Consider the following 21,921-nt stretch of genomic DNA (forward strand, 5'->3'; position numbering starts at 1 on the left):
CATGATGGAATGGTTACAATTATTGTTACCCGCATGGATTATGGGAACTCTGCTAGTATTTTTAACCGCACCCCTGGGTTGTTTAATGCTTTGGAGACGCATGTCTTTTTTTGCTGACACGATGGCGCACGGAACACTACTTGGGGTAGCTATTGCGGGAGCTTTAAGTCTTCCATTATGGCTTGGTGTTGCAGGTACAGCGGTTTTACTGGTAGGCGTTTTATGGGCTTTACATGACAACCGTTTACCCAATGATGCTCTACTAGCCTTATGTTCAGCGACTTTACTCTGTAGCGGTTTACTATTTATTCAACATGTTCCAAGTTTAAGACCAGAGCTTTTAAGTTATTTGTTTGGTGATTTACTTAGTATTGATTGGCCAGATCTTCCTGTTTTCACTCTAATTATTGCGATATCACTCGTAATTCTTTACCATTTTTGGCAGCCACAAATACAGTTTGCAATTGATCCGGATATCGCAATTAGTGAAGGGGTGAATGCAAACTGGCAACGCCTTATTTTTATGCTGTTATTGGCTTTATTTACAGTTTTAGCTTTACGTGCTGTAGGTTCTTTGCTAATGGGTGCATTACTCGTAATACCAGCTTTAAGCGCTCGCCTACTAGCAAACTCACCAAAGCAAATGGTTATTTGGGCATTCGTGTTAGCCCAGCTCGGTGTTAGTGTCGGTTTATGGTCAAGTGCAGCACTTAATATCTCTACAGGTCTTAGTATTGTTTTATGTATGGCATTAAGTTTTGCTGTTATTTTTATAACTCAAAAACTAAAAAATCAGACACAGGCGGCCTGAGTTAGGACGCCTGATGAACTGTGCTCAATAATAAAGCCGCACAGCTAAACATCACAGCAAAGCCCCGATTTAAATATTTTTGTTGTCTAGGGGATCGAAGTAATCTTAAAACCTTGGATGCCAGCCCCGTATATCCAGCCATTACAATCAAATCGATCGTAATCATAGTAGCCGCCATAATTAGATATTGTATCCATTGAGGCTTACTTAAATCTAAGAACTGCGGTAAAACCGCCAATAAAAATACGATCGCTTTAGGATTACTAATATTGACCACAAAACCATTTAATAGCAGAGCTAAAGCAGACTTATCTCTTTTTTCTTGTTGAATTTCTATATCTTTTACAGGTGCTGTCCACTGCAGATAGGCCAAATACAATAAATAGGCTACCCCGAACCATTTAACAGCCTGAAAAGCTAAAGGAGTCGTTGCAAATAAGACCCCGACACCTGCTGCCACCACCATAATTTGAAGCACTAAGGCAACTTGCAAACCGATTGCATTCCAGTAACCATGTCTAAAACCATAGTTTAGACCACTCGACATTGAGGCAATAGCTCCCGCACCCGGAGAGATACTAATGACCCAACAGGCCAACATATAAGCAAACCAAACTTGCAAAGACATAGTAAAAATAGACAATAAAAGTGGAATTATACTGTTTTATAAAACTATATTGATGAGAATTCAAACAATAAAATCAAGAAATAGACTACTAACCGCTCTTCGCATCAGGCACAATAATTAAAGCTCATACTAAATTATAATTGAGGAGATACCTTCCAATGACTGCTCAATCTGTCATTTTGCCGTTGCCATCAGATCATGCCCGATTTATTGTTCTTCGTTTAAAAGACTTATCAATTGATGAATTAAAAGAACAACTCGAAGCGTTGTTTGAAACACGCGACCGTCTCATTACTCAGCATTCAGACGCGCAAATTAAAACAGCAGTCGCTTTTGGTCCAGAACTTTGGAAGCAACTTTACAGTCAATCTCCTGCTGGCTTTAAACAACTTGAACCAGAAAACGGCGCATTCAACATGCCAGCCGTTCCCGCTGATGTCCTCATCCATATTGCTAGTATGCGTTCTGATATTTGTTTTGCATTAAGCCAAGCATTTTTTGAAGGTATTAAAGATAAAGTTGAAGTTCTTGATGAGCGTGTTTGCTTCCGTTATTTCGATGGTCGCGATATTACTGGCTTTATAGATGGTACTGAAAACCCTCAATTTCCAGATGACCGCGCGGAAACAGCCCTACTCCCAGAAAGTGCTGGAGTTTTTGCTGATGGCAGTTTCATATTTGCACAGCGCTATGCACACGACTTAGAAAAATGGAAAAAACTAAAAGTTGATGCTCAAGAAAATGTCATGGGTCGTACTAAGCTTGAGTCAATTGAACTTGATGATGACGTTAAACCAGAAAATGCCCATGTTGCCCGTACTGTCGTTGAAGATGACGAAGGCGAAGAAATGGAAATCTTGCGTCATAGTCTGCCTTATGGCGACGGCCGAGGCGATCAAGGCTTATTCTTCATTGCTTATACTAAAGACCTGAGCATTATTGATGCCATGTTAAAGCGTATGTTTGGTACAAGTGGAGATGGTATCCATGACCGCTTATTGCATTTCGTGACACCACTAGACGGCGCATATTACTTTGCACCAAGTGAAGAGTTACTAGAAGAAGTTTTAGAAGACTAAAATAAAAAAGAGGAGCTTAAGCTCCTCTTTTTACGTTCTTAATCTTAGAAAGGAATACGCTTATATTTACGGTATTCTGGCTTCCAGAATGATTGATCTATTTTTTGCTGTAGCAAATCATCACTAATCGTTACTGCCACGCCATCTGCCATTGCAGCTTTGGCAACTTCAAATGCAATCACTTTAGAGACTTGCTGAATTTCACCCAAAGGTGGCAATAAATCAGCTTGCGGATCTTTTAGTAATGGCGAGCAATTCGCTAAAGCACTACTTGAAGCCATTAACATATTTTCAGTAACGCGTTTAGCACCCGATGCCACCACACCCAGCCCAATGCCCGGGAAAATGTACGAGTTATTACACTGAGAAATATTATAAAGCTTGCCGTGATGATTCACAGGAGCAAACGGGCTACCTGTTGCAATTAACGCTCTACCTTCAGTCCACTCTACAATATCTGCTGGCACAGCCTCAACACGTGAAGTTGGGTTAGACAATGGCATGACAATTGGGCGTTCACAATTCGCCGCCATGGTCTTAATGATTTCTTCTGTGAACAAGCCTGGCTGACCAGAAACGCCAATTAACACTGTAGGCTTCGCATTTTTAACAACATCAAGTAGTGAAATCACTTCTTCAATATTGCCCCACTGATCAACCACCTCAGCTTTTTGTGCTAACTTACGTTGGAAGTCGAGCAAGTTTGGCTGATTCTCAGTGATCAAACCAAAACGGTCTACCATATAAACGCGAGCACGCGCTTCAGAATCAGTCAGACCTTCAGCAACCATTTGAGCAATAATTTGTTCCGCAATACCGCATCCCGCAGAACCCGCGCCTAAGAAAGCAATTGTTTGATCTTTTAATTGCTTGCCTGCTGCACGACTTGCAGCAATCAAACTACCTACAGATACCGCTGCTGTTCCTTGAATATCATCGTTAAAACAACAAATTTTATCTCGATACTTTTCTAAAAGCGGCATCGCATTTTTTTGTGCGAAATCTTCAAACTGAATTAACGCTTTTGGCCAACGACGCTTCACAGCCTCAATCACCATATCGACAAATGCGTAATATTCATCGCCACTAATACGTGGCTGACGCCAACCCATATAGATCGGATCATTTAACAATTGTGGATTATTCGTCCCTACATCAATTGTGATTGGTAATGTATAAGCTGGACTAATCCCACCACAAGCGGTGTAAAGTGAAAGTTTTCCAATAGGAATCCCCATTCCGCCAATACCTTGGTCACCAAGACCTAGGATACGTTCACCATCAGTAATCACGATGACTTTTACATTATTTTTATTTACGTTCTGCAAAATATCATCAATCACATCACGATCTGGATATGAAATAAAAACACCACGATGACGACGATAGATATCAGAGAAACGCTGACATGCCTCACCCACTGTTGGGGTATAAATAATCGGCATCATTTCTTCAAGATGATTTTCGATTAAATGATAGAACAAGGTTTCGTTGGTATCTTGGATATTACGCAAATAGATATGTCGATTGATATCATCAGTAAAAGCGCAATATTGTTGATAAGAGCGCTGGCTCTGCTCTTCAATAGTTTCAATAATATGGGGGAGTAAACCGTGTAAGTTAAAGTTACTTCTTTCTTCTTCAGTGAAAGCCGAACCTTTATTTAAGAGTGGTAACTCTAAAAGTGTAAAACCTGCATATGGAATATAAAGGGGATGTTTACTTGGGTGTCCTGATATCATTGCCTATCTCATTTTCCAGCTTAGAGTAGAGAAAAACACGTTTTGTATGGTCTCTAAAACTCTTTGTGCGTATAAGCTTAAGCCTAATTCGATCAAAATAGATATTTTAAACCGTGATGTTAAAATTAAACACTATTTAGTTACAACATGTTTAAAAATAATTAATATAAATCAGTATCTTAATATTTTTATAATTTTAAAAACCTCTTTTATTTTCTCAATTTTAAAAGCCATAATTATATGAGTTAGTGGCAATAGGTATTTCCTCAGGAAATAATATTAAATTAAACACGTAATTTACTCACAAAAACTGCCCAGAAGGCTTGTAATTATTTATTCTCAGAATAATAAGGCGATTCATCAACCAACATTCATTTAAAAAATAATCATCAGTAATTTGCATAAAGAATTATTGGAATATTAAATCCCCTCCCCTAAGTCATCGGAAATTTGCTATATTTGACGTTTTTCTGCGACATCTATTTTCGATTGATATGAATACGGCAATACAAGCAGCTCTCGACCATGCAGTGCAAACTCTTCAACAAGAAGGGGTGCTTCCTTCCGACTGGAAAAACACAAGCAACTTAACACGCACCAAAGACCGAAGCCATGGCGACTTTGCTTCTAATATTGCCATGATCGGCTCGAAAGCTGCTGGTATGAAACCACGTGATTTAGCTGAGAAAGTTCTAGCTGCATTACCAGAAGTGGCAGATATCAGTAAAGCTGAAATCGCAGGGCCCGGATTTATTAACTTCTTTTTAAATGCAGACCAGCGTTTTGCTATTCTTGATCAAATTCAAGCACAAAAAGAAATTTTTGGTCGTAGCCAAGCAAATGCAGCGAAAAAGATTCAAGTCGAATTTGTTTCTGCAAACCCAACGTCTAGCCTACACGTAGGTCATGGACGTGGTGCAGCATACGGTATGACTGTTGCTAATTTACTTGAAGCAACGGGTGCTAAAGTTGACCGTGAGTACTACGTGAATGATGCTGGTCGTCAAATGGATATTTTGGCGACTTCTACTTATTTACGTTATTTAGAACTACTTGGACAAAACCTTGTATTCCCTAAAAATGCATATCAAGGCGATTACGTTAAAGAAATCGCACAAGGCATTATTGATAAAGATGGCGATGCTTACGTTCGTGAAGTTGCGAATGTTTATAAAGATGTACCAGAAGATGTGCAATATGCTGAAGAGCTAGATAGCGAAGGCAACAAAGTTGTGTTATCTGGTGATAAAGAAAAGCATATTGATGGCCTTATTGCCAACTCACAACAATTGTTAGGTGAAGGTTACCGCGTATTCCACCAAGCTGCTCTTCATGCCATTTTAGATGATATTAAAGATGACCTTGCTGATTTTGGTGTAACGTTCAATCAATGGTTCAGTGAAGCATCACTTAGTGCAAAAATTGATGAAGCTTTACAAACGTTAGATCAACGTGGCTTCCTTTATGAAAAAGATGGCAACATCTGGTTCAAGTCGACTGAATTTGGTGATGAAAAAGACCGTGTTGTTAAGCGTCGTAATGGCCAAACGACTTACTTTGCATCTGACATTGCATACCACTTAAATAAACTACAACGTGGTTATACTGACCTAATCGATATTTGGGGTTCTGACCACCATGGCTATATTTCTCGCGTAAAAGCGGCGATTGATGCAATGGGTTACGACTCTAAGAAATTGACTGTTCTTTTAGTTCAGTTCGTAAGTTTATGGCGTGGCGGCGAGATGGTTCAAATGTCTTCTCGTTCAGGTCAATTCGTGACTTTACGTGACTTACGTAAAGAAGTAGGCAATGACGCAGCTCGTTTCTACTACGTAATGCGTAAGAGTGAACAACACATCGACTTTGACCTTGACCTTGCTGTTTCACAAAGTAAAGACAATGCTGTGTACTATATTCAATATGCACACGCACGTATTTGTCGTATGTTAGAAAAAGCAGTAAGCACAGATTTACAATTCGATGTAAACGCTGCTCGTCCACATGCAGCTCGCTTGTCTCTTGATGCAGAAACTGAGATTCTTGCTAAACTGGCTGCATACCCAGACGCGGTATTACGTGCTGCAAATGCATATGAACCTCATCAGGTTGGTAACTACTTAAAAGAGTTAGCTGCCCTGTTCCACGGTTGGTACAATGAACATAAAGTATTAAGCGATGATGCAGAGCTTACACAAGCCCGTTTATTGCTTTCAATCAATGTACAACAAGTACTTCGTAATGGTTTAGAATTACTTGGTGTATCTGCACCAGAATCTATGTAATAAATATATTGCATGACAGCAAATTAAAGGTCATGCAATATATAGTAAGCGGTGGTTTGTATAGTTAAAATATCAATACAAACCACTGTTTTTAGCATCGTAAGACGAGACTCAAACTCGAATTAAAAAACAATCAAAATACAGAGGAATAATCCACGTGTTTGGCAAAACGCAACGCGGTGTATCTGAAAGACCTAATAAGCCTAAAAAGCCCCTAATTCCCAAATGGTTAGGGACACTTGTCGCTATTTTGGCGGTCTTATGTATCGCTGTAATGCTTATGCTTTGGAAACCTTGGCAACCTGTTCCTGCGAAAAATCAGATTACTTCTGAACATTATCAAGAAGAAGATACTAATAAAGACTATCGCTTCTACGACCTATTGCCTCAACAACAGGTTACCCCTATTCCTGAACAAGCGATCCCTGAAAGTAAAAATCAAGGCACTGCTATGATCGTTGAGGCACCAAGTACCACTCAACCAGCTGCCTCTGAAAGTGTAGGAATTGACTCGAATCAGTCGGCTACAACTCCTCCGCAACCTACATATATTTTACAAGTTCGTAGTTATAACGATCCTGATCAGGCTGATGCCCGCCGTGCAGAAATCATTTTAAATGGCTTATCTGCGGACGTAGTCAAAAGTACTGAAAACGGACAAACATGGTATCGCGTTATTTCCGGACCGTATGATACTCAAGACGCTGCCTTGGCTGCTCAGCAGACCTTACAACACAGTGGCATTGATTCTATCGTGATCAAACGCAAGTAAAGTGAAAATAAAGAAGGAACAAATATTTGTTCCTTTTCTTTTAAATATCAGCACAATTCCTTTCATTAGAACCAATTCCCTTTTGTCTCGCTTTTTGAAACGCAGGTCTTTGCTGAATACGGTGTAAAAAAGCTTGAATATGAGGGTATTTACCCTGTAAGCGAGATTGTAAAGCTTCCAAAGGAAAGCTCATTTGAATATCAGCAAAGGAAAAGTCACCTGCGAAATATTCATGCTCTGCCAAATAGTTTTCTAAAAAACTAATATGATCTTTCATACGTGGGCGAACAAAATTTGCCTTCACCCCTTCCGTGATTTTTCTAGCTACTGGTTGAATTAACCATGGCACATGCTTGTTTACACTATTCATGACCAAAGTCATGACTAATAACGGCATAAGTGAACCTTCTGCATAGTGCATCCAGTAAATATACTGCTGTAAATCTTGTGGCTCTTTAGGTTTAAATTGTTGCTTCTGATCATAACGCTGCTGTAAATATTCTAAAATCACAGCTGATTCTGCGATGACTTGTTCATCATCAGTCAAAATCGGAGCTTTACCTAAAGGATGAATACATTTCAATGTTTCTGGAGCGGAATAGTTAGGTAAGCGTTGATAATAATGAATATCATAATCTAAGCCTAATTCTTCTAAAGCCCATAGAATTCGAAACGATCGCGAACATTCCAGGTGGTGTACACTAATCATGTTATTGCCTGCTTTTATTTTTCTTTTTTACATAAAAAACAGCATGTGAACATGCTGTTTTATTCCATTTGTGGGATGGATATAAAATCATCCACCTCAACAAAATAGCATTTTTACACTGTAACAAGCACAGTATGAATGTCTAAACTACGTAACAAAGTTTTAGTGACTGGGGTTTTACCGCATACCGCTAAGATTTTTTGTTGAAGCTCTTCGTTTGGCAAGTCTTTAAAAACAATACGACGTTCTATATGTTCTTCATGTTCTCTATTGGTATGAAAATCGATTTCAACCGAAAACTCACCAAAATCATAACCCTTATGCTTTGCGTACATTCTTAAAGTAATGAGCGTACACGCGGCTAAACTTCCAGTGAGCAAATCATATGGCGCTGGGCCTTGATCTTGCCCTTCTAACTTTTCTGGCTCATCACAAAAATATTGGTGACGACCACTGGTGATTTCGCCCTTCCATTGTTCAGCAAGGGGCTTTGCTTTACTGCTTGCAATTACTGCTGTCATTTTGATGCTCTCATTTTATCTGGAAGAACAGGGGCTTCTAAACGTGCACCTACATAATCTGGAATTTCACCAAAACGTGCATCATGGTTAATCCATTGCTCACGGGCTTCTTTTAAATCATCCATTGTACGTGCAACAAAGTTCCACCATAGCAAAATTGGTGTTTCAAACGGTTCACCGCCAATCAAAAGGATACGATTGCCTTTTTTTACTTCAATCTCAATTTCACTAAGACCCGTATCTAATACCACCATGTTGTCAGCAGTTAACTCATGGCCATTTACACGAGCACTACCCTCAAGCGCCATAAAACCATATTCATAATTAGGATTTAATGGAATGCGGGTTTTCGTATCTTCGGTAGCAATGAGGTCAACACCCACTAACGGCGTATGTACCAAGACTGGAGAAGTAGTTGCCAAATATTCACCCACAAGCACGGTAAACTCTAGACCGTCTTTCTCAACAACAGGCAGTTCAGGATAATGTTCAAATTTCGGATCCATGTTGCGCTTAGCATCTGGTAAGGCAATCCAGAGCTGAGCAGCGTGCATTTGAGTTTCTGTATCAGGTGCAACTTCTGTATGTGAAATTCCGTGACCTGCCGTCATTAAATTAACTTGTTTAGGTCGAATCAGTTGTTTTGAACCTAAGCTATCGGTATGCATCATGGTGCCTTCAATCATCCACGTGAAGGTTTGCAAACCAATATGAGGATGAGGACCAACATCTAAACCATCACCCGCCGGAAAAGTTACTGGGCCCGCATGATCTAGGAAACACCACGCACCAATCATTCGTTTTTGTCGGCTAGGTAAAGCCCGCTTAATGACTGTCCCCTGTCCAATTTCAGCAGAGCGAATTGGAAATTCCTGAATAAACTGATTGGCAAATTTTTCGCAATCCTTTGAATCAGAAATATCGTAATCATTATTATTGCTCATGATATTACTCTCTTTTACCTATGCTTTTGCAATGAGTCGTTGTAATGATCTTAACAATACACTCATTATTCAATATAGTCTTTTAGTAATACACAGGGTGCTATGAATGAGACAATCCATTTTTTAATTATAGAAAAATAAAAGCTGCATTGAGCAGCTTAAGATGATTGAGTTTTAACGAGCTGTTTTAGGTTTTTCATAAATTGACCAAATTGTGGGAGAAACTCTTGAAATAGTGGGTGGTCACGGTTTTCAAGCATAACCTCACTAAAAAGTTTTAGCCCAACTCCAAAAGATTTTGTTGTTTCATCATCAAAAAAATCTGCTTTTTTTAAGCGTTCAACAATTTCAAAAATATCGTCATGATTTCCCGCATAGAACTCAAGGCGTTCAGTATAAGTAGAGGCTTCTCCCTTTGCATTTTTTAAGTGTTGTACCGTGACATGATATTGATGTTGTTTCATATATAAATTCTCTCTTAAAATTAATAACTTTGAAAAAATTTCAACTTGTTTAAGGTCGATTTATAGCCGCCCAATCGCAACAGCAGACTGATCAATTTTTTCGGCAATTTGATAAATCTGCTCTTGTTGGAAACCAGCAGAGTTCAACTTCAAACGCAAGGCTGTTTTTAGGTTTTCCATGGCACGATGAATTTCGATTAATTCATCATTACTGTGGATTTCTCGTCTTAAACGTAGTTTTTCTAATAACTCTTTCAAATTGTCTTGTTTTTCAGCTAAGTAAGCTTTCCCAAATTCCGTGATTTGATATTGCTTACGCTCTACATTCAGCAAATTAATCAAATTCATTTCTTCAAGACTGGTTAATGTTGGATAGATTGTTCCCGCACTTGGTGTATAACCATCGCCTACCAAATCACTTATTTCTTTAATGATTTCATAACCATGCTTAGGACTTTGCTGAATAAGATGAAGTACCAAAAGTTTCATACGTCCCGCTTCAAAAAGTCTTCCACGGCGACCCGAACGATGATGTTCATTGTGTTCAATATGATGATGTTCTGATTGTTGTTTCATCTTTAAAGATTCTCGAATCTGTTTAATTTATGCTTATTAAGATATATCTTAATATATCTTTTATCAAGAAAAAATAATAAAATCCAAACTATTGCTTTGATAATTATTAAAATTAATTTTATTTTCTTTAAACACTAAGTAATAAAAAAAGAGTGCTTAAGCATCTTAATAGCTAGTTTTCTGAGAAAAAGTTTAAGCTAACGTAAGAAAATAATATTTAGGATGAATTTCTTATAAAATGTAATATGTTAATTTTTCTCTTTAATCATAAATAATATGCACTTGTGTTATTTAAGCGATTTAACATTAGCAGATGCCTCTAATTTAGTTAGACTTTATACAAATGATACGACTAGAAAGTATTTAGGTGGCCCATTGGAAGTATCTTTAGCTCAAACACGAGCACATGCTGATATTAATAATCCAAGTAAATTACCTATTTGGGCAATTCGATCTTCTACTAATCATAATTTTTTAGGAATTATATCTCTGGATACCCATCATGACGGCTCAGATATCGAAGTATCATATGAATTGCTGCCGGAATATATGGGATATGGATATGCAACTCAAGCACTTGAATTTGTTTTAAATTATTCATTTAATGAGTTAAATCTTAAGAAAGTAATAGCCGAGACTCAAACACAGAACAAAGCATCTATCAAATTGCTAGAACGTGTTGGAATGATTTTTGGCAAATCAGTAGAACGTTTTGGTTCAAATCAAAGTATTTTTTTTATTACTAGTCACCAGTATATCAATAAACATAAAAAAGGCAGGATTTAATCCTGCCTTTTCATTTGATTATTCCCACTCAATTGTTGCTGGTGGTTTAGATGACACGTCATATACAACACGTGATACATCTTTAATTTCATTCATAATACGCGTTGAGATTTTATCAACTAATTCGTATGGTAAATGTGCAAAACGAGCTGTCATAAAGTCAACAGTTTCAACTGCACGAAGTGCGATTACCCATGCATAACGACGACCATCACCTACTACGCCAACTGACTTAACTGGTTGGAACACAGCAAATGCTTGAGCAGTTTTATCATACCAACCGCTGTCACGAAGCTCTTGCATGAAGATGTCATCAGCAAGACGAAGAATATCAGCATATTCTTTCTTCACCTCACCCAGAATACGAACACCTAAACCAGGGCCCGGGAATGGATGACGGTAAATCATACTGTGTGGCAAGCCAAGTGTAGTACCTAGTTTACGTACTTCATCTTTGAACAAGTCACGTAAAGGTTCTACTAATTCAAATTCTAAATCGTCTGGTAAACCACCCACATTGTGGTGTGATTTAATTACGTGTGCTTTACCTTGTTTGCTTGCAGCAGATTCGATTACGTCTGGGTAAATCGTACCTTGTGCCAAGAATTTCACGCCATCAAGTTTACGTGCTTCTTCAGCAAATACTTCGATGAATTCACGGCCAATGATTTTACGTTTTTTCTCTGGATCAACTTCACCAGCCAATGCAGTTAAGAAACGTTGTTCAGCATCTGCACGAATAACACGGATACCCATGTTTTCAGCAAACATTTGCATCACTTGGTCACCTTCGTTTAAACGAAGTAAACCATTATCAACAAATACACATGTTAACTGGTCGCCAATTGCTTTGTGTAAAAGCGCAGCAACGACAGATGAGTCAACACCACCAGAAAGACCTAAAAGAACTTTTTCATTACCAATTTGTTCACGTAATTGTTCTACACGTAAATCAATGATGTGTTCAGGCGTCCAAAGACCGCCACATCCACAAATTTTATGAACGAAGTTTGCAAGTAACTCTTCACCTTTTGCCGTGTGTGTTACTTCTGGGTGGAATTGCACGCCATAGAAACGACGCGCTTCATCACTTACAGCAGCAACTGGACAGCTTGGTGTGCTTGCAGTAATGGTAAAGCCTTCTGGAATCTGGCTAACTTTGTCACCATGACTCATCCAAACATGAAGTTGGTTTTCACGGTCTTGTAAGTTACCAATCAGTTGGTCGCGTTTAACGATATCAACTTCGGCATAACCAAACTCATGTACAGTACCTGGCTCAACTTTACCGCCTAACTGTTCAGACATGGTTTGCAAGCCATAGCAAATACCCAATACTGGAACGCCTAACTCAAACACTACTTGTGGTGCGCGAGGGCTGCCTTCTTCATGCACACTCTCAGGTCCACCTGACAAAATAATGCCATTTGGCTTAAAAGCACGTATGTCTTCTTCAGACATATCAAAAGCATACATTTCAGAGTAAACACCAGCTTCACGTACACGACGTGCAATGAGCTGACTATATTGAGAGCCGAAATCCAGAATCAGGATACGATCTTCAGTAATTTGAGTATTGGTAGTCATGACAAACCACTAAATGGCAAAAGAATTAAGCGCGCCATTTTAACATTTTTCGCGCTTCGGCGCACCGCAAATCATCATATATCTTATTTTTTTCATATCAGAATCATTTCTATAATTGGATTGTTTGATATAAATCAAAATTTACTTATATTTATCAAATGTATGGGTTACGCTTAAAAACTCCATGGGTATTGATAAATTCATCACATTCTATGCAACATCGCCTTGAATTTGATGTTAAGATGAGCCGATAAAACAGGCATTACCATGGAAAGGTAAATACCATAAGCGATATTTGTCTGTGCTTAAACAATTATCCATTTTTATGGCTTGTTGCCCCCTATCAAAATCAATAGAAATCTAAGGAACAACAATGCTTCAAACTATGATTGCAGATTTCCAGCAACATTTTTGGTTGTATGTCTCTATTCCTTTTATGAGTGGTTTAATTGGCTATATCACCAAGGTGGTTGCCATCCAGATGATGTTTTCACCACTTGAATTTAAAGGTATTAAACCATTTTTGGGTTGGCAAGGCATTGTGCCTCGCAAAGCCGAGAAAATGGCAACCATTGCTGTTGAGCTCATGACAGCAAAGCTGATTAAACCTGAAGAAATTTTTGCACGCCTAGATCCTAAACGTATTGCCAAAGAAATAGAAAAACCTCTACTTGCAGCGGCTGAAGATATTACCCGTGACGTTGCTCAAGAGTATCAGCCTGGTTTATGGGAAGGCATGCCAGAATTTGCTCGCCAAAGACTCATCCGTCGTGTGCAATCCAAAGCACCAGAAATTGTTGAACACATCATGAGCGAAGTACAACGTGATGTGAATCGATACTTTGATATTAAACATCTTGTGATCAGCAACTTGCTTAAAGATAAACGTTTGCTCAACAATATTTTTAAACGTGTAGGGAAACAAGAATTTAAATTTTTCAGTAATGTAGGCTTTGTATTTGGCTTCGGTATTGGTGTGATTCAGATGCTGTGCTGGATTGTCACTCAAGGAAAATATCCTTGGATGCTACCTTTGTTTGGTGGCTTTGTGGGTTTCTTTAGTGACTGGATTGCACTGCAAATGATGTTTAGACCACTTTATCCTAAAAAGATATTGGGTTACACATGGCAAGGTCTGTTTATTAAACGTCAAAATGAAGTTGCTGCTGACTATGCAGCTTTAATTTCTAAACAGCTTTTAACTTCACGTCACATGATGGAAGAGTTATTTTCGGGTACACATTCTGCGCGTGTTATTGATCTGGTTAACCGCCATGTCAAACAAGAAATTGATATGCAAGCTGGGGTTATTCGTCCGTTAGTTGTATATGCAATTGGCGGAGAAAAATATCAGAATATGAAATCACAAGTTGCTGAACGTATTATGCAACAGCTTCCAGAGACGATGAAATATGTAGAGTCTTATGCAGAAGATGCAATGAATATTCGTAGCACACTCATTGAACGTATGCAAAAATTAACACCTTCTGAATTTGAAGGGATGTTACGTCCTGCATTTAAAGAAGATGAGTGGGCCTTGATTGCAGTCGGCGCAGTTCTTGGTTTCGTGGTTGGGGAATTACAAATCCAATTTATGCTTTAATTTTAAAATAAAGAAATAAAAAAACCGGATGACTTGCTCATCCGGTTTTCTTTTGTCTTATATCTTATTTTTCGATTGCATGATCCAGACTAATACGGCCAGCACCATGAAGCATTAGGAAGAATAAACCACCTGCCATTGCTAAGTTTTTCATAAAATGGATGCCATTATTGTATTGTGCCGCTGCATCAGCCCCACCTTGGTGGAACAAGAATGCAGTTAAAATACTGAAGATACCAAGACCAAAAGCTGCAAAGCGTGCTTGGAAACCAAATAACAAGGCTAAACCACCACCAAACTCAACCAAGATAACTAAAGGAAGAATTCCACCTGGTACACCCATTGCTTCCATATATCCTGCAGTTGCTGCATAACCGGTAATTTTTCCCCAACCAGCAACAAGGAAGATATAAGCCATAAGAAGACGAGCAATAAGGCTAATAAAACTGTCCGCGCCTGATTGCGTTACGATATTTTTGACCACTACATTTGGATTAAACATTTTGCCACCTTTATTTAAATGCTTATTTATTGATGAGCTCATTCTAGGTTTGGGACATTGATAATTAAATACTCAAAATCCATATATATCGTTGCACAAACAGGATGATCAATTTGTATATTTTTGATGTTTTATACTGACTTTCTATAGGGTCACTGCTAGGATTTGAGCACGGTTTACCACTTAATCATCTCATGGAACTTATTGATTTTATTCTACACGTTGATCAGCATCTCGCCGAGTTTATTACAAATTACGGGACGTGGATTTATGGCATTTTATTTTTAATTATCTTTGTCGAAACCGGTTTAGTGGTTATGCCGTTTTTACCGGGAGATAGTTTACTATTTGCAGCTGGTGCTTTAGCAGCATCTACAGGTGCGATGGATCCATGGTTATTGGGTGCTCTACTCTTCATTGCTGCCGTTTTAGGCGATACAGTGAACTACCATATTGGTCGTTTTATCGGTCCACGTGTATTTGAAATGAATTCACGATTCATTAATAAGCAGCATTTAATTAAAACCCAAGAATTCTTTGCTCGTCATGGTGGCAAAACAATTATTTTTGCTCGCTTTGTTCCATTTGCCCGTACTTTTGCCCCTTTTGTTGCGGGTGCTGGTAGCATGAACTATAAGTTTTTCTTAACTTATAATGTGATTGGCGCATTTTGTTGGGTCGCTTCTTTTGTGGCGTTAGGCTATCTATTTGGAAATATGCCAATCGTTAAAGACAACTTCACTCATCTTATTTTTGGCATCATTATTATTAGTGTTTTACCGGGCATCATCGGCTTTATACGTGAAAAGCTAAAAAGCCGGAAAACCAATGCTTAAGACTTAATTTAGAAGAAACGGAATACCACTGGAAGCATACATAAAATAAGCAACATAGCCGATCCTTTATATAAATGATCGGCTTTTATTTTTTGTACTGGGCCCGTTAATAGTGCACGTCCAAAAATCATCCAGAAACTCGCAGCTGGAATGAGCGTCAATGTAAAAACACCAAATACCATTAGACAATTTTCAGGCGAATTCCATGTTTCGGCAGGGAAAATACCTGCAGCAAAAAGTAAAGATTTCGGATTTTTTAAGGTTGAGAAGAATAATTGACGTGGGCGGATGTTACGGTGAGTTTGACTAAATTGTTGTAAATGGGTGGTTTTCCATAATCGGAATGCCATCGAGAACACATACGCCACACTTATAATATGTAAAATGAGCAATAACGCCGGCCAAACTGGTGCTGCCAAATGAATAAACACAGCCCAAAAGCTAATACCGTAGGCATAGCCTAACCATTCCATAGGAATAAGCCAAAATGCTTTAGATAAACCTTGAGAATGAGCAGCGGTTGCAAGTAAAGCATTTGTCGGCCCAGGAATGAGCAAAACAGCCAACATTGCCAATACAAAAAACCAACTCTCAATCATAAAGTTTCCATAATATCCAAGATGGGGCCACCTTAAACGAAACAGGCAAAATATAGCAAGTTTATAAGGCTTTTTGATTACAGAAAATACAGAATTTTGGAAGCTTAAAAATTGATAAACCACTTATTTATATTAATTTTATTATGAAACATTTTGCTAAACTTTATTCATCACAACATGCCTTAGTTAGCATATTGTGATGTAAAGTTGACTATTAATTGGTCTTTTTGCGGACAATAATTGGACAATTCTTGAACTGGGCAGCCTGAACAATTGCTTCTTGTTGGCCTAAAACACGTGAAAGTTCGGTATTTTTCGTTGAAGAAGACTGTCCCATGTTTACAGAAATAGATGGACCGAATCCCCAACCACCTCGTCCCCAGCCACCACCGAGTCCAAGACCAACACCCATACCTGTACTTTTTGGAGTTTGCACGCCATTGTCGATATATTGCTGAATACGGTTATATTCACTTTGTAGCTGTTGGCAGCTCAAAGATTGATATTGTGTCGGAGACACATAAGTCGGTTTTACCGTTGTAGCACAAGCGCCAAGGAGTAAAGTGGCTGCCACCAAAGGCGCAATATATAAGCCTTTCATCATTTTTCTCTTATCGTTTTGGCTCAATCTCACCAAACAATGTCTCATAAGCTTGAGTCAATTTATGTTCGGGTGCCAAATGGGCCAAAGGTAAATTTTTCTGATGCGATTCTTTCATCAAAATCGAAGGCGGTAACATGCTATTGAGTACAGGCAACCCTTCATCTTTTAACTGCTGAACCACTTCCCGAGGTAATTTTGCTTGGGATTGGAATTGATTCACCACAATTCCTTCAATTTCCAAGCGATCATTATGATCATCTTGCGTTTCGAGAACATTTTCAATCAATGTTTGTAACGCACGCTTTGAAAAAACATCACAGTCGAAAGGAATGAGTACTTTATCTGCCGCAATCAGAGCAGAGAGAGTAAAAAAGTTAAATGCTGGTGGTGTGTCTATATAGATACGGTCATATCGCCCAACTAAGTTTTGAATCGAATCACGTAATTTATAAATTTTATGTTTACTTTCAAGCGCATGTTCAAGCGCGCCAAGTGTAGGACTTGCTGGAAGCACATCTAATTTTGCAAAAGGAGTTGAATGAACAAAACTGTCGAGATCTTTATTTCTTGGAGCTTTTAAAATTGAACCTAATGCGTTACCGATTAAACCCTTTTGTTGATTGTTGCCCAACACATCATCAAAGAAATTTTCGATATTTGGTTCTAAAATTGATTTTTCAGCAGAATAGGTTGCTTCGTCACCTAAAAGATACTGACTAGAATTGGCTTGAGGATCAAGATCGATCACCAATGTTCTTAAGCCATGTTTGGCACTAATTGCAGCCAAATTTACAGTAATACTTGATTTCCCTACACCGCCTTTTTGGTTAAACACCACACGAGTTAACATATTTCCCTCTGCATATTATTTTACTGTACGCAGTTTAACCTAGAGCTTAATCAAAAAGGCAAAGAATGTAGAACAATTAAGCAAAAACAGGTTTCACAATCACTAAGATAATAATAGCAATAAATGCAATCGCACTAATGACCAAACCTGCACGACGCTGTGCCAACAAAAGAGTGTCATCTTTTTTAAAGGCTTTCATCAGGGAAGATAACAACACTAAAAATAGAATAATTTTAGCGTAAAACCACGGTTGTACTTGAAAGTCTTTCATGACTAACAAAATTGCACCCGTAATGAAAACCACGGTAAATGACAAATGTTGTAAGGCAACTAATACTTTACGCCCTGCTGGATTGGGTTGTTCACCTTGAACACCTATAAACAGAGTTGAAGCGCGTAAAACAAAGACCATAAGTGCGGCAGCTACCGCAGTCATATGAATAATTTTAGTGAGTAAATGTGCATCCATGAAATTAACCCTTAGCTTTTAGGTGCATGTGCACATTCTGGGCTAGCAGGTGCTTGACCTTGCCACTCACTTGGCAAATAAGCATGAATTGCTAAAGCATGAATTTGGCCCGGATTCATCAAATCAGAAGCTAACGCGTATACTTTTTGATGACGTTGAACTAAACGCAATCCATTAAATTCGTCGCTCACTATAATCACCTTAAAATGAGATTCCTTACCTGGAAAATAACCACCGTGCCCGGCAGACTCATTGATCACTTCCAAATGACTAGGTGCAAGTGTTTGTAACCGTTCAATCAACTGTTGTTCAAGACTCATAGCTTTTCCTTTTACGATTATTCGTATATTTGAACCTAGTATACCTTGTCTACACACAAACAAAAGTTGCTCTTGTATGCTTTGACTTCAAACAAAATGTCTATTTATTCGGCAACTTAACAATAAAAATACTGCTAAATGCTCATTTCTGTTTTTATTTTATGCAATCAGCATAATTATTTGCATAAAGTTGTTGACCCTTGTTTTGCTTAATGTATTATAAGCGGCACGCGGGAATAGCTCAGTTGGTAGAGCATAACCTTGCCAAGGTTGGGGTCGCGAGTTCGAGTCTCGTTTCCCGCTCCAAATTGGTTTTTTTTGAGAAAGTTTTAGTAAAAACTGCTTATATATGCGGGAATAGCTCAGTTGGTAGAGCATAACCTTGCCAAGGTTGGGGTCGCGAGTTCGAGTCTCGTTTCCCGCTCCAAATTTAAAAGGCCCTAGTCGAAAGACTGGGGCTTTTTTCTTTTTACCGACCCATGATTTTACGTTCTATCGATTCACAGCATATTTTGAGAATAGCTCGACTCAAGCCCGAGTGTTTCATTAATAGACTCAGATTTTTAAATCGTCAGTTATAACGATTCAATCTAGCTATATGTACAAGGTGTTGGAGTTATTCGATGCGTAGATATAAAGGGTAATGATTGAAAACAGTCCAAGTTAAAGCGCTCTAGACTACATCTTTGTTGTAAACAGATAGAAAAGATGAAGTTATGATCATAGACATAGCTTTGGAAATAATATTCTTCTGTCTTTTGGATATCACGTGTTGAATCGAGAAAATCTATATGTTCAGTTAACACATGAAAGTTGAGCTTCTTTAAATGACGACTCATTCCTTCGCCAGTACATTTAATATAGGATTCTTTTAAGGTCCATATTTGAAAAAACCGTTGATATACACTGGATGGATCAATCCTTTCATTTTCCTGAATCCATTCAATTTCACTTGGCGCTAACACACTATCGACACGCATCCAATCGAACTCACGGTCCACCCGTTCAACATCGACTCCTATTTCTCCTTCTTCAGTCACCGCAAGAACAATAACGTCTGCTGAATGACTAAGATTGAAATAAACAGCTTTATTGCCTTGTATAAAAGGTTTGCCGTTAGGTTGTAATTGAATGTTGACCTCATGGGGTGAAATACCCAACTTATCTGTTAAAACAGACTTCGTTAACACACGAGAAATTAAGAAAAGTCGTGCAGCATGAGGATGATATTGATCATATCTCAACTTTTCTGCCGCATTGAGAAAGCTGAGATAATGACTCAATATGAGATGGTTTTGTGGCACGCGTGAAACCGGGCAGACATAAACCTGTACTTTGGAAATATCAGACATCACTGAGCTGTACTGTGGTGCTGATGTATTTGGTTAGAACTGGTGTGAGATAATCATAAACCGCTTCTACATGGGTAACGTGCGGATTATGGCCTGCGCCAGCAATGATATGTACAGGAATATTAGGACTTATTGTAGTAACAATTGGATCCTTCTCTCCAACAATGATTTCAACTTTAGAGCCAAGGTCGTTTAACAAAGCTGTTTGAGATACTCTCTGCTGAGGCAAACTAATACGATGCATATACTCACTAATATGCTTGGCTACCGACACTCGGCGTAATGAATCCATCGCATAACCAACAGATAGATTTTTTTGTCCATCTGGATGCAGATTTTTAGCAATTTTATCTTTCGATACAAAACGGAAAATTAGATTAGAGATCGTTTGTATTTGAAATATTTTTGCGGCCTGTGCCTGCACGAAATAAGGCGATATAAGGATAAGACGTGCAACTTTATTTGGATATTTCTGTGCAAGACTCAATGCAAATAAACATCCTAACGAGTGAGCAATAACAACACTATTTGGTGCTAAAAGCTTTGCAGCATTATCAATAAACTGATGATTGTTATCTTCCATCACCTCATAACTACCTGAACGCCCAAGTCCAGGTAGGTCCATCATAGCGACCTGATCATAGGTGATTTTATTAATTATTGGGAGCCAACATGTGCTATCGAATGGAATACCGTGTAAAAATAATGCAGAAGATTTTTCTGAACCAACTGGTTGTTTAGTATAGATTTCTGTCCAATATCGATTCTGATAGCTGAAACAGCTAGGCGTTGGAGCTTGCATACGACCAAAACGTGTAAGTACCAGACGATCAATCCAACGAGAAAAATAAGGACTGGTATTTATTAGGTCTGCGATACCCATCTTAACAGCTATCTTTTCTGTCTCAGCGACATGATAGTTTTCATTAGAAATAAAAGCGAGCTGCTCTTTTGAGCCACCAAGCAATACCTCAGGTAATTTCTCGAGCAGAACTTTAGGTATTTGCAAATGTGGTGCGCTAACCCCTAAGTGCTCGGCAGCTAGGTTAACTAGACGATGACATTTAGGTGTCGCAGGATCAAGTAATACATACTCCTGAGCAATAGTCTCAGGAAAAGATATCGTTCGGATGAGAAAGCTCACGATATATTGCATATTGCACAGTGGCAGGAATGTATCACTCCCACCAGGCAGCGCCAGCAGACGTCCTTGATATAACTTATCAATCATTTCGGCAATACCAATATATTGCATATCACCATAAGTATAAAAACCATCAATGACTGTCGCCGGATTTATTGCGGTCCATGGCACATTTAAACGCTTACATGTCTCAATAAAAGCTTGATGCCCTAAAATTTTCGAAGCTTCGTAACCACCATATTTATAATACAAATCATCAGCAGACTCTTGCGGCGGGGTAGCGACACGATATCCACCAATCCAGATAAATCGCTCAAGCTGCTTCAATGTCGCAGCCCATTCAATCAGAGCAAGTCCTGATTTAACATTCGTACGCTGAGCTTCAGCTTTGCTAATGCCCCAATTAAATGATGCTGCAAGATGATAAACAACATGGATCTTTGTTTGAGCATCCGTTAGTAGAGAGTCCAACTTAAAGTCATGACTTAAATCATATTCAACAAAAGAAATAGATGGATCTGTCAGCCCTTGTGTTGCAATGAAACCTAATAGCTTGTCTTTCTTAGTTGCCGCATTGCGTAGTGCAGCAATCACCTGATGACCTTCTCGTAGAAGTTCAACGATCAATCTGCTGCCAATAAAACCTGCTGCACCTGTTACTAATATGGTCTTCCGTGAAAAATTATCTTTTTTTGCATTATTTAAATTATTCATAAATCACCTTAATTAGGGACTGCA

At 38.6% G+C, this 21,921-nt stretch carries 23 protein-coding genes and 2 tRNA genes; 9 read left to right on the plus strand and 16 right to left on the minus strand.

The annotated features are described in order from the left end of the window. Position 1: 1 nt before the first annotated feature. Complete coding sequence (gene znuB / locus AC52J8_RS17435) at positions 2-811, plus strand: zinc ABC transporter permease subunit ZnuB (protein WP_086398785.1); 810 nt, start codon at positions 2-4, stop codon at positions 809-811. Position 812: 1 nt separating this feature from the next. Here znuB and AC52J8_RS17440 read toward each other — a convergent pair whose 3' ends face one another. Then, complete coding sequence (locus tag AC52J8_RS17440) at positions 813-1,439, minus strand: LysE family transporter (RefSeq protein ID WP_005804759.1); 627 nt, start codon at positions 1,437-1,439, stop codon at positions 813-815. A gap of 158 nt (positions 1,440-1,597) precedes the next feature. Between AC52J8_RS17440 and AC52J8_RS17445 the strand changes: the two genes are divergently transcribed. Continuing rightward, complete coding sequence (locus AC52J8_RS17445; protein WP_014208122.1) at positions 1,598-2,518, plus strand: Dyp-type peroxidase; 921 nt, start codon at positions 1,598-1,600, stop codon at positions 2,516-2,518. A 44-nt stretch (positions 2,519-2,562) separates the two neighbouring features. Here the strand turns inward: AC52J8_RS17445 and AC52J8_RS17450 are convergent, their stop codons facing one another. Beyond that, entirely contained in the window at positions 2,563-4,260 is a 1,698-nt protein-coding gene (locus AC52J8_RS17450; protein ID WP_005079543.1) for an NAD-dependent malic enzyme, read from the minus strand. A 494-nt stretch (positions 4,261-4,754) separates the two neighbouring features. Between AC52J8_RS17450 and argS the strand changes: the two genes are divergently transcribed. Both argS and AC52J8_RS17460 read left to right on the plus strand, forming a co-directional pair. Next, complete coding sequence (gene argS, locus AC52J8_RS17455) at positions 4,755-6,545, plus strand: arginine--tRNA ligase (protein ID WP_086398787.1); 1,791 nt, start codon at positions 4,755-4,757, stop codon at positions 6,543-6,545. Between the two features lie 157 nt (positions 6,546-6,702). Further along, a complete protein-coding gene (locus AC52J8_RS17460; RefSeq protein ID WP_086398788.1) occupies positions 6,703-7,317 on the plus strand; it encodes an SPOR domain-containing protein in 615 nt (204 codons plus the stop codon). Positions 7,318-7,357: 40 nt separating this feature from the next. On the opposite strand, the gene AC52J8_RS17465 is transcribed toward AC52J8_RS17460, so the two are convergent. The 5 genes from AC52J8_RS17465 to AC52J8_RS17485 form a co-directional block, all read right to left on the minus strand. Then, positions 7,358-8,026, minus strand: coding sequence for a glutathione S-transferase (locus AC52J8_RS17465; protein WP_086398789.1), 669 nt, complete (start codon positions 8,024-8,026; stop codon positions 7,358-7,360). Positions 8,027-8,139: 113 nt separating this feature from the next. Then, positions 8,140-8,547, minus strand: coding sequence for an OsmC family protein (locus AC52J8_RS17470; RefSeq protein ID WP_014208118.1), 408 nt, complete (start codon positions 8,545-8,547; stop codon positions 8,140-8,142). Next, positions 8,544-9,491: a pirin family protein gene (locus AC52J8_RS17475; protein WP_086398790.1), complete on the minus strand. Its 948-nt coding sequence runs from the start codon at positions 9,489-9,491 to the stop codon at positions 8,544-8,546. Before AC52J8_RS17475 ends, AC52J8_RS17470 begins: the two co-directional genes overlap by 4 nt. Before the next feature lie 158 nt (positions 9,492-9,649). Beyond that, on the minus strand, positions 9,650-9,955 hold the full coding sequence (locus AC52J8_RS17480; RefSeq protein WP_002114086.1) for a DUF3861 domain-containing protein: 306 nt from the start codon (positions 9,953-9,955) through the stop codon (positions 9,650-9,652). A 60-nt stretch (positions 9,956-10,015) separates the two neighbouring features. Then, the gene (locus AC52J8_RS17485) at positions 10,016-10,531 is read right to left on the minus strand and encodes a PadR family transcriptional regulator (RefSeq protein ID WP_086398791.1); all 516 of its coding nucleotides are present in this window, start codon (positions 10,529-10,531) and stop codon (positions 10,016-10,018) included. A 276-nt stretch (positions 10,532-10,807) separates the two neighbouring features. Between AC52J8_RS17485 and AC52J8_RS17490 the strand changes: the two genes are divergently transcribed. Next, positions 10,808-11,317 (plus strand): GNAT family N-acetyltransferase, encoded by a 510-nt coding sequence (locus AC52J8_RS17490; RefSeq protein ID WP_033851009.1) that lies wholly within the window; start codon positions 10,808-10,810, stop codon positions 11,315-11,317. Positions 11,318-11,335: 18 nt separating this feature from the next. On the opposite strand, the gene guaA is transcribed toward AC52J8_RS17490, so the two are convergent. Beyond that, positions 11,336-12,904, minus strand: a complete 1,569-nt coding sequence (guaA, locus tag AC52J8_RS17495; protein WP_031947095.1) for a glutamine-hydrolyzing GMP synthase — start codon at positions 12,902-12,904, stop codon at positions 11,336-11,338. 385 nt (positions 12,905-13,289) lie between these two features. Here guaA and AC52J8_RS17500 point away from each other — a divergent pair, with 385 nt between their 5' ends. Continuing rightward, positions 13,290-14,507 carry a DUF445 domain-containing protein gene (locus tag AC52J8_RS17500; protein ID WP_014208114.1) on the plus strand — a complete coding sequence of 406 codons (1,218 nt, stop codon included), beginning with the start codon at positions 13,290-13,292 and terminating at the stop codon, positions 14,505-14,507. 64 nt (positions 14,508-14,571) lie between these two features. On the opposite strand, the gene AC52J8_RS17505 is transcribed toward AC52J8_RS17500, so the two are convergent. After that, complete coding sequence (locus AC52J8_RS17505) at positions 14,572-15,009, minus strand: DoxX family protein (protein WP_002114126.1); 438 nt, start codon at positions 15,007-15,009, stop codon at positions 14,572-14,574. 194 nt (positions 15,010-15,203) lie between these two features. On the opposite strand from AC52J8_RS17505, the gene AC52J8_RS17510 reads away from it, so the two are divergent. Continuing rightward, positions 15,204-15,845, plus strand: a complete 642-nt coding sequence (locus tag AC52J8_RS17510; protein ID WP_033851005.1) for a DedA family protein — start codon at positions 15,204-15,206, stop codon at positions 15,843-15,845. An 8-nt stretch (positions 15,846-15,853) separates the two neighbouring features. On the opposite strand, the gene AC52J8_RS17515 is transcribed toward AC52J8_RS17510, so the two are convergent. From AC52J8_RS17515 to AC52J8_RS17535, 5 genes are all read right to left on the minus strand, one after another. Next, positions 15,854-16,444, minus strand: coding sequence for a LysE family translocator (locus tag AC52J8_RS17515; RefSeq protein ID WP_086398793.1), 591 nt, complete (start codon positions 16,442-16,444; stop codon positions 15,854-15,856). A 214-nt stretch (positions 16,445-16,658) separates the two neighbouring features. Beyond that, positions 16,659-17,045: a hypothetical protein gene (locus AC52J8_RS17520; protein WP_002114091.1), complete on the minus strand. Its 387-nt coding sequence runs from the start codon at positions 17,043-17,045 to the stop codon at positions 16,659-16,661. Between the two features lie 10 nt (positions 17,046-17,055). Continuing rightward, on the minus strand, positions 17,056-17,898 hold the full coding sequence (locus AC52J8_RS17525; protein ID WP_005071966.1) for a ParA family protein: 843 nt from the start codon (positions 17,896-17,898) through the stop codon (positions 17,056-17,058). Between the two features lie 76 nt (positions 17,899-17,974). Then, positions 17,975-18,367 (minus strand): SirB2 family protein, encoded by a 393-nt coding sequence (locus AC52J8_RS17530; RefSeq protein ID WP_005071964.1) that lies wholly within the window; start codon positions 18,365-18,367, stop codon positions 17,975-17,977. 11 nt (positions 18,368-18,378) lie between these two features. After that, a complete protein-coding gene (locus tag AC52J8_RS17535; RefSeq protein WP_002114074.1) occupies positions 18,379-18,687 on the minus strand; it encodes a BolA family protein in 309 nt (102 codons plus the stop codon). A 230-nt stretch (positions 18,688-18,917) separates the two neighbouring features. On the opposite strand from AC52J8_RS17535, the gene AC52J8_RS17540 reads away from it, so the two are divergent. Next, positions 18,918-18,993 (plus strand) — tRNA-Gly (locus AC52J8_RS17540). A gap of 45 nt (positions 18,994-19,038) precedes the next feature. Then, positions 19,039-19,114, plus strand: a tRNA-Gly gene (locus tag AC52J8_RS17545). A 163-nt stretch (positions 19,115-19,277) separates the two neighbouring features. Here AC52J8_RS17545 and AC52J8_RS17550 read toward each other — a convergent pair. Next, on the minus strand, positions 19,278-20,039 hold the full coding sequence (locus AC52J8_RS17550) for a 4'-phosphopantetheinyl transferase family protein (protein WP_197738952.1): 762 nt from the start codon (positions 20,037-20,039) through the stop codon (positions 19,278-19,280). Then, on the minus strand, positions 20,032-21,897 hold the full coding sequence (locus AC52J8_RS17555) for an alpha/beta fold hydrolase (RefSeq protein WP_086398794.1): 1,866 nt from the start codon (positions 21,895-21,897) through the stop codon (positions 20,032-20,034). Before AC52J8_RS17555 ends, AC52J8_RS17550 begins: the two co-directional genes overlap by 8 nt. Positions 21,898-21,921: the final 24 nt, after the last annotated feature.

This window comes from Acinetobacter sp. S-1, assembly GCF_059579785.1.

Coding starts and splice junctions, on each gene's coding strand:
- znuB (WP_086398785.1), top strand. CDS start 2: ATGATGGAATGGTTACAATTATTGTTACCCGCATGGATTATGGGAACT.
- AC52J8_RS17440 (WP_005804759.1), bottom strand. CDS start 1,439: ATGTCTTTGCAAGTTTGGTTTGCTTATATGTTGGCCTGTTGGGTCATT.
- AC52J8_RS17445 (WP_014208122.1), top strand. CDS start 1,598: ATGACTGCTCAATCTGTCATTTTGCCGTTGCCATCAGATCATGCCCGA.
- AC52J8_RS17450 (WP_005079543.1), bottom strand. CDS start 4,260: ATGATATCAGGACACCCAAGTAAACATCCCCTTTATATTCCATATGCA.
- argS (WP_086398787.1), top strand. CDS start 4,755: ATGAATACGGCAATACAAGCAGCTCTCGACCATGCAGTGCAAACTCTT.
- AC52J8_RS17465 (WP_086398789.1), bottom strand. CDS start 8,026: ATGATTAGTGTACACCACCTGGAATGTTCGCGATCGTTTCGAATTCTA.
- AC52J8_RS17470 (WP_014208118.1), bottom strand. CDS start 8,547: ATGACAGCAGTAATTGCAAGCAGTAAAGCAAAGCCCCTTGCTGAACAA.
- AC52J8_RS17475 (WP_086398790.1), bottom strand. CDS start 9,491: ATGAGCAATAATAATGATTACGATATTTCTGATTCAAAGGATTGCGAA.
- AC52J8_RS17480 (WP_002114086.1), bottom strand. CDS start 9,955: ATGAAACAACATCAATATCATGTCACGGTACAACACTTAAAAAATGCA.
- AC52J8_RS17485 (WP_086398791.1), bottom strand. CDS start 10,531: ATGAAACAACAATCAGAACATCATCATATTGAACACAATGAACATCAT.
- AC52J8_RS17490 (WP_033851009.1), top strand. CDS start 10,808: ATGCACTTGTGTTATTTAAGCGATTTAACATTAGCAGATGCCTCTAAT.
- guaA (WP_031947095.1), bottom strand. CDS start 12,904: ATGACTACCAATACTCAAATTACTGAAGATCGTATCCTGATTCTGGAT.
- AC52J8_RS17500 (WP_014208114.1), top strand. CDS start 13,290: ATGATTGCAGATTTCCAGCAACATTTTTGGTTGTATGTCTCTATTCCT.
- AC52J8_RS17505 (WP_002114126.1), bottom strand. CDS start 15,009: ATGTTTAATCCAAATGTAGTGGTCAAAAATATCGTAACGCAATCAGGC.
- AC52J8_RS17510 (WP_033851005.1), top strand. CDS start 15,204: ATGGAACTTATTGATTTTATTCTACACGTTGATCAGCATCTCGCCGAG.
- AC52J8_RS17515 (WP_086398793.1), bottom strand. CDS start 16,444: ATGATTGAGAGTTGGTTTTTTGTATTGGCAATGTTGGCTGTTTTGCTC.
- AC52J8_RS17520 (WP_002114091.1), bottom strand. CDS start 17,045: ATGAAAGGCTTATATATTGCGCCTTTGGTGGCAGCCACTTTACTCCTT.
- AC52J8_RS17525 (WP_005071966.1), bottom strand. CDS start 17,898: ATGTTAACTCGTGTGGTGTTTAACCAAAAAGGCGGTGTAGGGAAATCA.
- AC52J8_RS17530 (WP_005071964.1), bottom strand. CDS start 18,367: ATGGATGCACATTTACTCACTAAAATTATTCATATGACTGCGGTAGCT.
- AC52J8_RS17535 (WP_002114074.1), bottom strand. CDS start 18,687: ATGAGTCTTGAACAACAGTTGATTGAACGGTTACAAACACTTGCACCT.
- AC52J8_RS17550 (WP_197738952.1), bottom strand. CDS start 20,039: ATGTCTGATATTTCCAAAGTACAGGTTTATGTCTGCCCGGTTTCACGC.
- AC52J8_RS17555 (WP_086398794.1), bottom strand. CDS start 21,897: ATGAATAATTTAAATAATGCAAAAAAAGATAATTTTTCACGGAAGACC.